Source organism: Nitrospira sp. CMX1 (assembly GCF_054902215.1).
Genome location: NZ_JBUBKD010000010.1, coordinates 25,506 through 40,407, shown reverse-complemented (window position 1 = coordinate 40,407; position 14,902 = coordinate 25,506). Strand labels below are relative to the sequence as shown.

Here is a 14,902-nt window from a genome sequence, read left to right as displayed (position 1 = left end):
ACGGCCACCACAACTGTCAGAAAGTACGATGTCATGTGGCGTCTCGACTACGGAGTATCGAGGCGGGTTGTTGGAGAAAGGAGTCGGGAGTGGAACAGAGGTATGCAATCACCGTAAAGTTTTTCGTCGATGCTGATTCAGCAGAAGATGCTGAGGAAATGGTCGAGACTGCTTGTGAGAAGGCGTCGGCTTCGTTCCCCGAAATGAGTTACGAAGGGATTGAGGACATCGAAGAGGAAGAAGAGGATTAGTCGGTCTCCGTCTGCTGAAAGAATCCCGCACGTCACTCGACCAACTCACACCATGGGGGACGAATTACGAACGAGCGTACCAGGGAAGGATGTTGCCATCCTTGCCGGGGGCTGCTTTTGGTGTCTTGAAGCCGTCTATGATCAGGTGCGAGGCGTGGAAGCGGTCGAGTCTGGGTATATCGGTGGACTCCCAGACAATCCCACTTACGAAGCGGTCTGTGGGGGGCAGACAGGCCATGCTGAAGCCGTGCGGATCACGTTCAATCCAGCAGTGATCTCATACCAAGACCTGCTTAAAATATTTTTTGCGATTCACGATCCCACCACGCTCAATCGGCAAGGCAACGATATCGGTACGCAATACCGTTCAGCGATCTTTTACCATAGTCCTGCCCAGCAACAAACGGCTGAGCAGGTGATTAAGGCCGTGGCAGATGAAAAACTGTATGCGGCTCCTATCGTGACGCAGGTCATTGAGGCAAGGCGATGGTATGAAGCCGAAGCCTATCATCAGGAGTATTTTGCTCGAAATCCGCTACAGGGGTACTGCCAATTCGTAGTGGGACCAAAGGTGGCAAAGTTCCGCAAGCAGTTTACCGCGAGGCTCAAGGCCTAACTCCAACGATTCTATTTCTTACTTGCCGGACCATCTCATCAGCGTATCTCGTACCACTCCCAAGACCGCCGGTTTTTGAAAGACCTGATACAGACTGAGCCGTACTTCGACATGTACCGGGCAAAACGGCCATTCAGCGGCTGGATTCCCTTGCACTTCCGCTTTGATCACACCACCAGGTTCACTCGCTGAATTCTCGAGCACGATTAAGGGACTATTGGGATCGAGCAGGCACGTCTCGTAAGTCTGAGAAGACCGGAACGCAATCGGTTTGCTGAGCTGTGCGCGCTGTTGGCCGTCCGAAAAAACGGTGTCGCCTTCTCGAATAGGGCCGGATGGAGCAAATGAGTACAAAATAAGCGGTGCGAGCAGGATGACCAGAATCGCAAGTCCGATAGACCACAGCGGCGGTTCAGTCTGGCTCTGGTCATGTATGTTTTGGGAATCGTGTGCCATGCGTGGCTAGATCGTAGCGAATTAACAAGAGCGTAACAACTCTGTAGCATCATCCTAACCTTCCTCATCTAACCTCCCTCTCCATTCAAACTGTGGCTAACCGAGGGAGGTACGTGAATGAAGAGGTGGGGTTTAGTAAGCACCTTATCCGCGATTTGTTTGGGTCTGATCTTCACGGCTAATGTAGCTCAGGCGCAAATTGAAGATCTTCTCTATGAAAAAGGACAGATCACGAAAGAAGAATGGCTCAAGCTGAAAGCGGACCATGAAAAAGAAGAAGCAATCGTTCAACAACAGTCTACGATTAAGAAATGGTTCGACAAGATCAGTATCCGAGGCTATGTACAAGCTCGCTATAGCTATCTTCCTGGAGATAAATCGATACGGAGTGAGTACGATAATACCATTCGAGATGATACAGGCTTCGCATTCCGGCGCGCTCGCATCGTCTTTTCAGGTGACATTACGGATTGGCTATCCTTTTATATCCAGCCTGAATTCGCAGGTAGTGTTCCCGGCACCACAGGCGATCAGAGTAATCATTTTGTCCAACTTCGTGACGCCTATACCGATATCTTTCTGCCTGTGCCCTTCCTTTTCTTCGACAAAAAGGATTTACGAATTCGTGCCGGACAATCCAAGGTTCCCTTTGGGTTCGAGAATCTCCAGTCCAGTCAGCAGCGGCTGGCCTTCGACCGAAGCGACGGACTCAACAGCGCGGCAAATGGGGAGCGAGACCTTGGTTTCTTTCTCTATTACACGCCGGATGAGAAAAGAAAGCTATTCCGAAAGCTGATTGATTCCGGTCTCAAAGGATCCGGAGACTACGGTCTCTTAGGCATCGGGGTCTACAACGGCCAGACTCTCAATGTCTCGGAACGCAATGACAATAAACATGTCGTCGTCCATGCCACCTATCCTATGGAATTGCCCTACGGACAGATTATCCAGTTTGGCGCTGACGCATACCGTGGGACGTTCAATGTCGGGGCGACGGCGCCGTTGACGACGGGTGGTCCAGCTATTGCCAGGCCGAATAATGGCAACATTCTCGACGAACGAGTGGGAGTGCATTTTGTCCTGTTTCCGCAACCAATCGGCATTCAAGCGGAGTGGAACTGGGGCCATGGGCCACAATTGAACGCGAGTCGAACAGCCGTCGAAGAGGGTAATGTTCAGGGCGGCTATGTCCAGGGGATGTATAAATGGGACGTGAACGACTGGGCGACCGTTATCCCCTATGTGCGGTATCAGGAGTACAGTGGAGGAAAGAAGCATCGGACCAATGCACCGTTTAATGTGGTCCGAGAATGGGAAGTTGGGATGGAGTGGCAGTTTACCAAGTCTTTAGAGTTCACAATCGCCTATGCTCGAAGCAGACGCACTGACACTCAAACTGCTCCTTATAACATCCGGGAAGGGGATATTGTTCGGACTCAATTGCAATATAACTTTTAGAGCGGAGGAGAGGCAGGTTAGCACCTGTCTCTCCAGTATAAGCAGAATTCAATGGAGATGACTCATATGTAACACGGCTGTAACATTCGTGTAATGTCTCAGCAATACGACACCGTTAATATTCGATGAAATTGGCGGACTCCGTGACTAGGAAAGGACTCCCTATGAAACTGTTGGTTGCAAAGCATGGTCTATCGTGCGGTGTTCTCCTTGGAGCTCTTCTTTCGGTTACCCCGTCGGTCTATGCCGATGATGCCATCGTGCTCGACCCGGCTTTAAAAGGCTATGTGAAAGTCACCGGGGTAGCCGGTAATGTCAACAGTATCGGTTCAGATACACTCAACAATCTCATGACGCTCTGGGCGGAAGGCTTTCGTAAGCAATATCCGAACGTCAAAATTCAAATCGAAGGCAAGGGCTCCAGTACTGCACCTCCGGCTTTGATCGAAGGAACGGCTCAGCTGGGGCCAATGTCCCGAGCAATGAAAAGCACCGAGATCGATTCTTTCGAGAGGAAGTTTCGGTACAAACCAACTGCCTTCCCGGTGGCCATCGATGCGCTTGCGGTGTATGTCAACAAGGATAACCCTGTCCAAGGGCTTACGATGGCGCAGGTGGATGCGATTTTCTCGAAGACTCGCCGAGTTGGAGCGCAGCAGAACCTTGAGCGGTGGGGCCAACTGGGGATTACCGGCGAAGTGGCTGCCTCTCCGATCAGTGTCTACGGCCGAAACTCCGCATCCGGCACCTATGGGTTTTTCAAAGAGTTTGCGCTGAAGAACGGCGATTTTAAGGATGAAGTCAAGGAACAGCCCGGTTCAGCATCCGTGGTGCAGGGAATTACAGAAGATCCGGCAGGTATCGGCTATAGTGGGATCGGGTACTTGACGTCCGGGGTTCGAGTCCTCCCATTGGCAGAAAAGGAGGGAGCACCCCTCGTGGCCCCCACACAAGCAAATGCCATAAATGGGTCCTACCCTCTCTGGCGTCATCTGTTGGTCTATGTTAATAAGGCGCCGAATAAGCCACTCGATCCGCTCGTCAAGGAGTTTATCAAGTTCATTTATAGCAAAGAAGGTCAAGCCATCGTCATCAAGGACGGGTTTTTCCCGCTGCCCCAGAGCGTCATTGAAAAGGAATTGCCGAAGGTTGAATGAGGTTTGAATTCGGTTAGTAGGAGTGGGGTGGTCGTACAAAGGATCAGACCACGCACTATTTTTCTCGCTGTCCAAGGCTGGGACGTTGGAAGGACAGGCTAAGGTCAGAGCATGAACGTGCCGCCGCTCACTCCGGTACCAGCGTTTCAAGGAGAGCCCTACCCCGGCCGTGGCCCAACGCCGGCCCCGGCCCTTGTGGGGGGACTGTTCACCCGACGTCAAATCAGATCAATCACCGATGGGATCACTCGCTTCATCATCAAGACGGGCGGGATCAGTATTATTTTGTGCATTCTGGGGATGTGTGTCTTTCTCGTCAAAGAAGTCATCCCGCTTTTTCTCCCGCCTCAGGCAACTCTAACCGAGCCCATTACTCTTCCTCAACATGAGCGTCCAACGGCCGCAGCCCTCGTCGGCATTGACGAACATCAAGAGCTCGCCTATGTCTTGCGCGGCGACACTCTTGAGTTTGTCTTTCTAGGGGAAGGCACAGCTGCCATATCAAAAGTGCCTTCACAAGGCTTGCTGCCCAACGGCTCTGTCACCGCGTTAGCCAGAGCCTTGGGGAAGGGGCACAATCTTGCTCTGGGCACGGAGGACGGACGCATTATCCCGGTGACGATTGAGTTTACGCAAGTCTTTCAAGACAGCGAACGTTCGATCGTTCCAGCTGTCCAGGTTGGAACTTCTATTGCTGCTGCACCGACTCCCCAACCAATTGCCAAATTGGCCTATCAGAGCACGGACTCCGAGGTGCGGATTGCCGCTCAGCTTGAAGACCAGCATCTCTGGCTGACTACCAGCCGCACCGTCTCTCGTCCTGATGGAACATCCTCTGCTTCGACTACACAGGTCGATTTGACGTCCAGCATCACCGGTCGCGTGACCGCGCTCACGTTCGCAAGTCGAGTGGAGCTGCTTGCCGTTGGGACGGAAGAGGGCAAGGTGTATCTCTTTGATCTCCGGGATGCGGCCAAGCCTATTCTTGCTGAGACGATGCAGGTTTCTGAACAAGGCGGGGCAATTACCGCGCTGGCCTATCTAATGGGGGACCGCAGTCTTATTGTTGGTGATGCGGCTGGGCAGGTGGCTGTGTGGATGCCAGTGAGGGAGCATCCTGGAACGAATCAGACCAAGATGACGGCCGTCCATCGGTTCGCTCCTCATCAGAGCACCGTGACCGACATCACGATTTCACAGCGTGATAAGGGGTTCATCACGACCGATGCCGAAGGCGGAATCCGGCTGCACCATTCGACGTCTGCACAGACACTACTCGCACTGACTCCACGACAGGGTGCCCTCCGCAATACGTTTTTCTCGCCGAAGGCGGATGGCCTCGTCGGCTTGACTGAGAGTAGTCGAGTGATCCATTACCAGATCTCGAATCCCTATCCGGAAATTACCCTGACGACCTTATTTTCCCCAGTGATGTACGAGGGTTATGAGCGACCTGAGCTGGTGTGGCAGTCCTCAAGCGGCTCGGATGACTTCGAGGCCAAGTTCAGTTTAACGCCGCTCATCTTTGGGACAATCAAAGGGACAGTCTATGCCGTGCTTCTCGCAGTTCCGTTGGCGGTATTAGCCGCGATTTACACCTCGATGTTCATGCATCCTGATTATCGGACCAAGATCAAACCGACTATTGAAATCATGGCGGCACTTCCGACGGTGGTCCTCGGATTCCTAGCCGGACTCTGGTTCGCCCCGGTTCTGGAACGGAACGTTCCTGCGATGGCGGGAATGGTCTTGGTGACCCCCTTCGCCGTCGCCGTTTCTGCCGGACTCTTTCTGCTGTTGCCCGCCTCTATTCGGCATCGAATCCGGCCTGGGATCGAAGCGCTACTCATGATGCCCGTCATCATCGCCGTGGTGTGGGGATGCTTGGCGACGAATGCCTGGTGGGAGTCTTTCCTATTTGATGGTCACTATAAGCCGTGGCTTCAGACCCACCTGGGTCTGAATTATGACCAACGCAATGCTCTCGTCGTGGGGGTAGCGATGGGATTTGCCATTATCCCGATCATCTACAGTATTTCAGAAGAGGCGCTTTCTAACGTCCCGAAGAATCTCATTGCTGGGTCCCTGGCACTTGGCGCGACGCGCTGGCAGACGCTGGTGTATCTCGTCCTTATCTCGGCCAGTCCGGGCATCTTCTCGGCATTGATGATCGGGCTCGGTCGGGCTGTGGGAGAGACCATGATCGTCCTGATGGCGACGGGGAATACACCCATCATAGACTGGAGCCCGTTCAACGGTTTCCGGACGCTGTCCGCCAATATCGCCGTGGAAATCCCTGAAGCACCGCATGGGGGGACCCTGTATCGCACGCTCTTTCTGGCGGGGCTGCTCCTCTTTGTCGCGACCTTTCTGCTCAACACGGTCGCGGAACTGGTTCGACAGCGGCTCAGGGAGAAGTATAGTCAGTTCTAGACGCAAGGGTGGTCACAGGACCAGGTTCGAGATGGGGCAAAAGAAACCAGATGTCGTGCGTAGATCCGGCCATGCCGGTGGACGAATGATTCAATGAAACAGTGGATCAGACAGTTCATGGCAAGCGGGGAACTCTTTATTTGGGGCTGTGGGGCGGGGCTGTCTCTGTCGCTCCTGATGATCGGAGGGCTTCTTGTTCTGATCCTTATGAACGGATTCGGGTATTTCTGGCCGGCTGACCTTGTCGAATTGACCCTCAAGGACGGTAAACATGTGATCGGTCAGTTGGCGGGGGAAGAAGTAAGTCCGAAAGGGGTCCCACGAATACGGATGAAGATCGGCAATCGGGATCTCTACGGGCTCGACTATCGGTGGATCGATACCAATCAGATTGTCGAACGAGCCACGCCAGCCGATCTCGTGATGGTCGAGCGTCGTGAATGGGGGAACTTCTACGGACGTCTCCGAACGCTTACGAAGGAAGAACAGCCTGTAGCTGAGGAGGCGGAAGCGGTTTGGCAGTCCCTCCCGCCCCTGCTTCGGCAGGCAGAATCGAGTGAAGCGGACAGCCCATACACAGTGCTCGTTGCCGATGCCAATGGTAGAGAACAGCCCATCGGGCTAAGCCAAGTTGTGCGGGTCTTACGCCCCAACGCGCTGTCGACGCCGGAGAAGGTATGGGTCTACGCCGGCAACGTCTGGATGGTCTTGACCACGGAACCACGAGAGGCCAACACGGAGGGCGGAATCTTTCCAGCCATTTTCGGAACCGTGATGATGGTGCTGATCATGAGCCTTGTCGTAACCCCATTCGGTGTGATCGGGGCTCTATATCTCAGGGAGTATGCACGTCAGGGTGTTATCGTAAGGACTGTCCGCATCGCCGTCAACAATCTAGCCGGGGTTCCTTCCATTGTCTTCGGTGTATTCGGGTTGGGGTTTTTTGTGTATGGCGTCGGTGGCACGATTGATGCTCTGTTGTTTTCCGATCGGCTGCCGACCCCGACATTCGGTACAGGCGGCATCCTCTGGGCTTCGCTCACGCTGGCGCTTTTAACCGTGCCTGTTGTCATTGTCGCGACGGAGGAGGGGTTAGCAGCCGTGCCACGGGAGTACCGAGAAGGGTCGATCGGTTTGGGGGCGACCAAATGGGAAACTATATGGAAGGTCGTGCTTCCCACGGCGCTTCCGGGAATCCTTACCGGGTTGATCCTTGCCATGGCTCGTGCGGCCGGAGAGGTCGCTCCCTTGATGTTGACCGGCGTGGTGAAACTGGCGCCGGCCATGCCGATCGACTGGACCTGGCCGTTTTTGCATTTAGACCGGAAGTTTATGCATTTGGGGTTTCACATCTATGACGTGGGGTTCCAATCACCGAACGTCGAAGCCGCCAAACCGATGGTCTATGTGACGACATTGGTGTTGATTCTCGTGGTGGTGCTGCTGAATTTGACCGGAATCGTCTTGCGAAATCGAATGAGGAGGAAATATGCTGGATCAACAGTATGACGTGAAGTCCAGTGTCACGACCCTTCCTTCGGCTATTTCCTCATTGGAGATCGAGAGCATGGACTCCACCCTACAGCCTCAGTCCGGAGCTTCGGGAAAGCCGAAGCTCCGGGTACAGGGCTTCAATTTTTATTATGGACTCGTGCAATCCCTGTTTAAAATCAACATGGAGATTCCCGAACACCAGGTGACGGCGTTTATCGGGCCGTCGGGTTGCGGGAAATCCACATTGCTCCGCTGCATGAATCGCCTCAATGATCTCATCGAAGGGGCTCGACATGAAGGGAATATCCTTATCGATAACATGGATATTTTCAATCCCATGATCGATATCACCGACCTTCGAAAACGCGTGGGGATGGTCTTTCAAAAGTCTAATCCCTTCCCGAAATCAATCCATGAAAATGTCGCATACGGTCCACGGTTGCAAGGTTTGAAAAACCGGGCGGTGTTGGACGAGATTGTCGAGCGCAGCCTTCGAGGGGCAGGCCTCTGGGAAGAAGTGAAGGACCGGCTTCACAAGAGTGCACTTGGGCTATCCGGAGGGCAACAGCAACGGCTCTGCATCGCACGGGCCCTCGCCGTCAAGCCTGATGTCCTCCTGATGGATGAGCCCTGCTCGGCGCTGGATCCAATTGCCACCGGGATCATCGAAGAATTGCTCTTTTCCCTGAAGAAAGAGTTGACCGTCGTCATCGTGACGCACAACATGCAGCAGGCGGCGCGGGTATCCGATAGTACGGCGTTCATGTATCTCGGTCGGCTGATCGAGTTCGGTCGCACCAAGCAGCTGTTCACGAATCCCTCGAACAAACAGACCGAAGACTATATCACCGGACGATTCGGGTGAAGCCATGATTCAACGACATTTCGACGAGGAACTTGCTGAGTTAAAGACGAAACTGGTACGGATGGCCGGGTTGGCCGAGGACCAGATCGACAAGGCTCTGGCCGCACTGGTCAACCGGGATTCGGCTCTGGCCTGTCGTGTGATCGAGCGAGACCACAAAGTGAACGCGTTGGATGTGGAGATCGACGAAGCCTGTATCGAGTTGTTGGCGCTCCATCAACCAGCGGCGCGTGATCTACGGTTAGTCACGACGGCCATGAAGCTATCCACCGAGCTCGAACGCATCAGCGACCTGGCGGAGAGTATCTGTGAGCGAGCGATCGAGCTGAACGAAGAGCCTCAACTCAAGCCCTACATCGACATCCCACGGATGGGAAACCTGGCCCGGATGATGGTGAAGGAAAGCATCGATGCCTTCGTGAAGGAAGACGCCAAACTGGCCAGGAAAGTGATCATGGATGATGACTTCGTCGATGATCTTATGGAGCAGTTGTTTCGTGAGCTGCTCTCTTTCATGGTGGAAAATCCGCATACGATCTCCCGTGCCATCCGGTTGAGCTTTATCGCCAAGTCTCTCGAGCGAGTGGGGGATCATGCGACGAATATTGCTGAGCTCGTTGTGTACCTGGTGGAAGGCAAGATCATTCGGCATACAGCCCCGACGGTTTCACCAGAATGATGTTGATCCTGAATGATTGTTGCCCACGCAGCACGTGCAGTGAGCAGTGAGCCAGATGCGCGTTCGTTTGAAATGACCTCCCCCCTGTGCTAGCATTGATTCCTTATGGGTGCGACCACATCGGGTAGGCGGGGAGAAGCCCGCCGAGCCCCTTCTCCCTCTTCTCATATTCAGCGGGAAGTCTTCGGTGTGATCCTGATCGCGCTGAGCTTGCTCATGCTCCTGAGCCTTTTGTCGTTTGTCCCAGGAGAGGCGACGGTCGTGGCCAGTGGAGATCCTGTCGCACATCCGCCACGAAACCTCATTGGCTCGTTTGGGGCTTTGTTGGCCGGTGGGTTCTTTTATGGGATCGGTGGCGCAGCGTATCTCTGCCCGCTGCTGCTGGGGCGATGGGGCATTCGCTGTTTTTCCCAGGCGCCGATGAGTCTTGAGCTGCGAACTGCCGGTAGTTCGGTGGCTTCCGTCGTGTTTTTTAGCGCATTTGTACATCTTGAAGCGAATGGCATTCCAACCATGACCAGCGGGATCATCGCTCAAGGCATGGCTGGTGGTGTCGTCGGTGAGACGATTGCGGAGGGACTCCGGTCTGTCTTCGCGGGGACCGGTGCGCACATTGTGATTATCGCAGGGTTCCTGGTATCGCTTCTCTTATCGGCGCCGCTCTCCTTGGGAGAGGCGGTACGCCGCATTCCGCAATCATGGGCCACTGTCCGCGAAGGGACGGTCGCTCTGCTGCCTGAACGTTCACTGGATACTGAAAAGACGGTCAGCAATCGACGGGTACGAGGCAAGTCTGCAAGGTCGGCAACCATCAGCTATGAAGAAGAATCGGTTGCGGGAAAGGAGCAGGAGTCGGAGGTGATCTCTGCGCTACCCGTCCCGATCATTCAGCCCTTTCCTGTCGTAAATTCGTCCCGAGACATAGAGGCCACTGACTCGGAGGTGGTGGTGCCGGCGAGGGAGTCGGAAGACTATCGGCTTCCGGATCCGGAGATGTTAAGCGATCCCTCGGGACCTCTGGATCGAATGTCAGAGGAGGAGTTGAAGGCGCAATCTGAGGTCTTGTCCCGTGCGTTGAGGAGTTTCGGGGTTGACGGCACCGTGACGGAGGTGAGGCCGGGTCCGGTTGTGACGATGTATGAATTCGAGCCGGCGCCTGGGACAAAAGTGGCCCGTATCGTGAATTTGGCCGATGACCTCGCATTGGCGCTGAAGGCGATTAGCCTACGAATTGTTGCGCCGTTGCCGGGTAAGTCGGTGGTGGGGATCGAGGTGCCGAATCGCTCGCGAGAAACCGTCTCGCTGAGAGAAGTCATCATGAGCGACGCGTTTCGTCGTGCCCGATCGAGATTGACGATGGCCTTGGGGAAAGACATCTTCGGTGCACCTGTTACGGCGGACCTCAAGACGATGCCGCATCTCTTGGTGGCTGGTGCCACGGGGGCTGGGAAGAGCGTCAGCTTGAACACGATGTTGCTTAGTATTCTCTTTTCTGCCAAGCCCAGTGAAGTCAAACTGCTGCTGATAGATCCGAAGATGTTGGAGTTTCAGTCGTACGATGGCATCCCCCATCTCCTGAGACCAGTCATTACAGATCCTAAGTCCGCTGCGAGGGGATTGGGGTGGGTGGTGGCCGAAATGGAACGACGGTACAAGCTCTTGGCGGAAGCTGGGGTGCGGAATATTGAGGCCTATAATCGAAAGGTCGCCGATCTGCATGAGACGTTCGCCGAGCAGGATCCGTCCCTTGGGGAACAGACAGAACGTCCAATGGCGTTTCTCTCAGAAGAGGCGCGTCTTTCAGCCGGGGAGACGTCGATTGCCGAAGGGGAGCGGGGGTGTATGCAGCCGAAGCCCACACCACCGGAACCCCTCCCCTTTATTGTCGTCATGATCGACGAATTGGCGGATCTCATGATGGTTGCTCCAAAAGACGTGGAGGACAAGATCGCCCGTCTGGCCCAGATGGCGCGAGCCTCCGGGATTCATCTCGTTCTTGCGACGCAGCGCCCATCAGTTGATGTATTGACCGGCCTGATTAAAGCGAATTTTCCGGCTCGGATTGCGTTTCAAGTATCCTCGAAGACGGATTCACGCACAATTTTGGATGCCAATGGGGCTGAAGCGCTTCTGGGCCGAGGTGACATGCTCTACCTGGCCTCTGGAACTGGCCGGCTTGCCCGCCTGCATGGCTCGTTTGTCTCGGACGAGGATGTTCGTTCGGTCGTAGAGTTTGTGAAGAAACAGGCCTTACCGGTTTATAATCCTGAGTTACAGTCTCTCAAATTGGACGAAGCGGCAGAAGAGGAGTCCAAAGACGAAGTGTATGAGCAAGCGAAAGAACTGGTCCTGTCGAGTGGGCAAGCGTCGGCCTCATTGATCCAACGTCGGCTACGAGTCGGCTATCCTCGGGCGGCCCGCATGATTGAGCAGATGGAAGCAGAGGGGATCGTCGGGGCGGCGGGGCGTGATGGGCGACGGGAAGTACTTGGGCGGCGAGGCCCCGTCGGTGCGGCGGAAGCATGACACACATGACACATTGGTGGGTAGCGGCAACCCTCTCCGTGATCTTCGTTCTGCCGGTCTTGGCAGCTGACGGAGCAAAAGATGAGAAAGCTGCGCAAGAAGTTCGTGATGTCGTCAAACAACTGCAGATGCGATATGAAAAGACCATCGATCTCCAAGCAGACTTTTCACAAAAGACGAAAATCGAAGGGTTTGAACGTCCGGTGACATCCTCCGGCAAGGTCTACATCAAAAAACCCGGTCGGTTGAGATGGGACTATCTTGATCCTGCGACTGAGCAGATCTATGTGAATCAAGACGATGTGAAAGTCTATGTGCCGGAACACAAGCAAGTACTCGTTGGGAAACTGACACACATGGCTGCCTCTAAGGCACCGCTGGAGCTCTTACAAGGTGCGGCCAAATTGGATGAGTCGTTTGACATTGAACCATCGAAGGGGAGAGAGCGTGGGGCAACTGGATTGCCGCTTCTGACCCTGATTCCCAAGGCCAAGGAACATGAATCGACGCAGAATCTCCAAAAGATCGTCGTCGAAGTGTTCCCCAAAACGTATTATATTCGAACCGTGTCTCTCTATGAAATCAGCGGGAACGTCGCCATCTTTGAGTTTTCGAATCTGAAACCCAATCTCGGATTAGGAAATGAGGTGTTTGATTTTAAAACACCTCCTGATACCGAAGTGGTGAAGGCTCCGGTGTTGAATGGGCCGTAAACAGGCATGAGTTACTGGTCAATGGCCATTGACCGTAAATGATGCGCGTGCATGACGAATGACCAGTGACTCATGACTTGTACTCGTGAGCAGGGGGGAATGTAGCCAGTGACAAATCTCATGAGCTGCGTGACCGAAGTGATTGATCAAGCGGTGGCGCGGTTGGATTTCGACCGTCTCCACCAGGAGTATTGGGAACAAAACGAGTTCCTCGTCATCAAGCAATTCTTGCCCCGTACCTTTGTCGAGGAGGTCTTTGTTCCCCAAGCCCAAGGCGTCAAGGCAGAGCTGAACCGTAATTACATTCCCGGCCATAAGAAAGGCGGGAGCGTCAGCTACTACACGGTGCAGGAAAAGGCTCCACGCTTTCTTGATCTCTATCGGGCCGATTCATTCAGAAGATTCTTAGATCGTCTTGTCAATGCCAAGCTGATGTTCTGCCCGGACAACGATCCCCACTCCTGTGCTCTTTACTACTATACGGAACCGGGCGACCACATCGGCTTCCATTACGATACGTCCTACTACAAAGGCGCGCGCTATACCATTCTCATGGGCCTGGTGGATCGATCAACCCAGTGCAAGCTCGTCTGCGAGCTCTTCAAAGACCATCCGACTAAGCAGCCTCGCCATCTTGAGTTGATCACTGAACCGGGGGATATGGTGATTTTCAACGGGGACAAGCTTTGGCATGCGGTGACTCCGCTTGGAGAGGGGGAGGAGAGGATTGCCCTGACGATGGAATATGTCACGAATCCTGAGATGGGGACCGTCAAGCGGTTATATTCGAACCTCAAAGATTCATTTGGTTATTTCGGCTTTGCCACGGTTTTCAAGCGGGCGCTGGGGCTCAGCCGCTCCAAGTGACGATATCGCCCTCCCTGATTTACTACACGACCGGCGTTGACGTAGTACCGAGAGCCCGGTGGAGGATGTTGCAGAGGTCTCTTCTCACCCAGGGTTTCGTGATACGGGCAAATGCGGGCAAGGATCCCAGGTCTCTATTCGAGGCTGTTAAAACAATCACGGGAAGTGCAGGACGGGAGACGCGGAGATCCTCCAAGATCGAGCTGCCGTCTCCGTCGGGTAGGCCGAGATCAAGAAGGACCACATCGTAGGTATTCTGTGTGATCGAGGCGAAAGCTTGGCGACAGGTCGATGCACAATCGACTCGGAATCCTTCGAATTCCAGCAAATCTTGAAGGGCCAATGAGATGTCAGGGTCATCTTCAATGACCAAGGCGGAATGTACGGTTCGAGCTTCCCTCCTGTCGCGTGTGTAGTCCACCAACTCCTGAGCATTCAACACGGCACACGATGGATGACTCATTTTAGAGTCGAGGCAACAGGCTGCAAGGGGGATCGCCTTCTTTGGTTCTGCTGTAATGACCGCCGGCATCATAGTATGCTCCGTTCAAGTAATTAGTTCAGGGATGAACCGCTGTGTTTCTGCTTCAGGACATAGGCAATCTCCATTCCCAGGCTGACACTGACTGACTACATGGTAAGTGATTGATTCTTCGTCGTGTTGGATATTTCTGCCTTAGGGGTGACAGGCAGGACTGTATCTGACTGACACAATAGCTGTCTCATGTGAGACGGTGAGAATTGTCTCGGACTGGAAGGGGCCGGTGCAGAAGGCCTATTGATGAAGATGTTTCATGGCGGCGGCACACAGGATGATGAAGAATCCCATCCAGAGGGCTGCTCGCTGGAAGGGAATAGCCTCATAGGACTCCCCTTCTTCAGCCTCATCATCTGACTTGAAAATCACGGTGTAGAGAAACAGCGTCAGAAGGCCCAGCACGAGCAGCAACTTGATCATGAAGACCATGAGATACTTGGAGTGGTGCTGAACCCCGTTACCCGTTTGCGACACTAGGACTTGATTGACGTAGTGGAGATTGACTCCCCCTGTAAACAGCAAGACAACGAGTAAAATACCGGCGACTTTTTTATAGTGTCGATAAAAAATATCCGTGATGGGCTTAATCTGATCTTTGGGCACAGCTTTCTCCAGTCCTGGGGTGACCGCCATCACGAGAAATGCCAGCCCCCCAATCCAAATGACTGCAGAGAGTAAATGAAACCAATGATTGATGATTGGAATCAGGATATTGAGATCGGTTGCAATACTTTCAAAGGTGTCCATGGTCAATGCTGTGAAAGGTAATCGGTGAAAGGTGAGGGGTAAAAGAGAAGGAAAGGATCTAAGAGTCGAAATCTTTTACATTTCACTGCTAACTACTCACTT

General features: G+C 53.8%; 14 protein-coding genes. 11 read left to right on the top strand and 3 right to left on the bottom strand.

Going from position 1 to position 14,902, the window contains the following annotated elements:
* Positions 1-89 precede the first annotated feature (89 nt).
* A complete protein-coding gene (locus tag ACYX34_RS01465; RefSeq protein ID WP_462074777.1) occupies positions 90-251 on the top strand; it encodes a hypothetical protein in 162 nt (53 codons plus the stop codon).
* A gap of 52 nt (positions 252-303) precedes the next feature.
* Positions 304-867 (top strand): peptide-methionine (S)-S-oxide reductase MsrA, encoded by a 564-nt coding sequence (gene msrA / locus ACYX34_RS01460; protein ID WP_462074776.1) that lies wholly within the window; start codon positions 304-306, stop codon positions 865-867.
* Positions 868-885: 18 nt separating this feature from the next.
* Here the strand turns inward: msrA and ACYX34_RS01455 are convergent, their stop codons facing one another.
* Entirely contained in the window at positions 886-1,323 is a 438-nt protein-coding gene (locus ACYX34_RS01455) for a hypothetical protein (RefSeq protein WP_462074775.1), read from the bottom strand.
* 117 nt (positions 1,324-1,440) lie between these two features.
* On the opposite strand from ACYX34_RS01455, the gene ACYX34_RS01450 reads away from it, so the two are divergent.
* The 9 genes from ACYX34_RS01450 to ACYX34_RS01410 all read left to right on the top strand — a co-directional run bounded on the left by ACYX34_RS01450 (position 1,441) and on the right by ACYX34_RS01410 (position 13,515).
* Entirely contained in the window at positions 1,441-2,781 is a 1,341-nt protein-coding gene (locus ACYX34_RS01450; protein WP_462074774.1) for a porin, read from the top strand.
* Between the two features lie 164 nt (positions 2,782-2,945).
* A complete protein-coding gene (locus ACYX34_RS01445) occupies positions 2,946-3,938 on the top strand; it encodes a PstS family phosphate ABC transporter substrate-binding protein (RefSeq protein ID WP_462074773.1) in 993 nt (330 codons plus the stop codon).
* Positions 3,939-4,055: 117 nt separating this feature from the next.
* Positions 4,056-6,371, top strand: coding sequence for an ABC transporter permease subunit (locus tag ACYX34_RS01440; protein WP_462074772.1), 2,316 nt, complete (start codon positions 4,056-4,058; stop codon positions 6,369-6,371).
* Between the two features lie 93 nt (positions 6,372-6,464).
* On the top strand, positions 6,465-7,880 hold the full coding sequence (gene pstA, locus ACYX34_RS01435; protein ID WP_462074771.1) for a phosphate ABC transporter permease PstA: 1,416 nt from the start codon (positions 6,465-6,467) through the stop codon (positions 7,878-7,880).
* A gap of 58 nt (positions 7,881-7,938) precedes the next feature.
* Positions 7,939-8,730, top strand: coding sequence for a phosphate ABC transporter ATP-binding protein PstB (gene pstB, locus ACYX34_RS01430; RefSeq protein ID WP_462074864.1), 792 nt, complete (start codon positions 7,939-7,941; stop codon positions 8,728-8,730).
* Positions 8,731-8,734: 4 nt separating this feature from the next.
* Positions 8,735-9,409, top strand: a complete 675-nt coding sequence (gene phoU / locus ACYX34_RS01425; protein ID WP_462074770.1) for a phosphate signaling complex protein PhoU — start codon at positions 8,735-8,737, stop codon at positions 9,407-9,409.
* Between the two features lie 105 nt (positions 9,410-9,514).
* On the top strand, positions 9,515-11,935 hold the full coding sequence (locus tag ACYX34_RS01420) for an FtsK/SpoIIIE family DNA translocase (protein ID WP_462074769.1): 2,421 nt from the start codon (positions 9,515-9,517) through the stop codon (positions 11,933-11,935).
* Positions 11,936-11,940: 5 nt separating this feature from the next.
* Positions 11,941-12,648 carry a LolA family protein gene (locus tag ACYX34_RS01415; protein WP_462074768.1) on the top strand — a complete coding sequence of 236 codons (708 nt, stop codon included), beginning with the start codon at positions 11,941-11,943 and terminating at the stop codon, positions 12,646-12,648.
* 120 nt (positions 12,649-12,768) lie between these two features.
* Positions 12,769-13,515 carry a 2OG-Fe(II) oxygenase family protein gene (locus ACYX34_RS01410; RefSeq protein ID WP_462074767.1) on the top strand — a complete coding sequence of 249 codons (747 nt, stop codon included), beginning with the start codon at positions 12,769-12,771 and terminating at the stop codon, positions 13,513-13,515.
* A gap of 22 nt (positions 13,516-13,537) precedes the next feature.
* On the opposite strand, the gene ACYX34_RS01405 is transcribed toward ACYX34_RS01410, so the two are convergent.
* Positions 13,538-14,050: a response regulator gene (locus tag ACYX34_RS01405; RefSeq protein WP_462074766.1), complete on the bottom strand. Its 513-nt coding sequence runs from the start codon at positions 14,048-14,050 to the stop codon at positions 13,538-13,540.
* A 240-nt stretch (positions 14,051-14,290) separates the two neighbouring features.
* Positions 14,291-14,800, bottom strand: coding sequence for a hypothetical protein (locus ACYX34_RS01400; protein WP_462074765.1), 510 nt, complete (start codon positions 14,798-14,800; stop codon positions 14,291-14,293).
* Positions 14,801-14,902 lie beyond the last annotated feature (102 nt).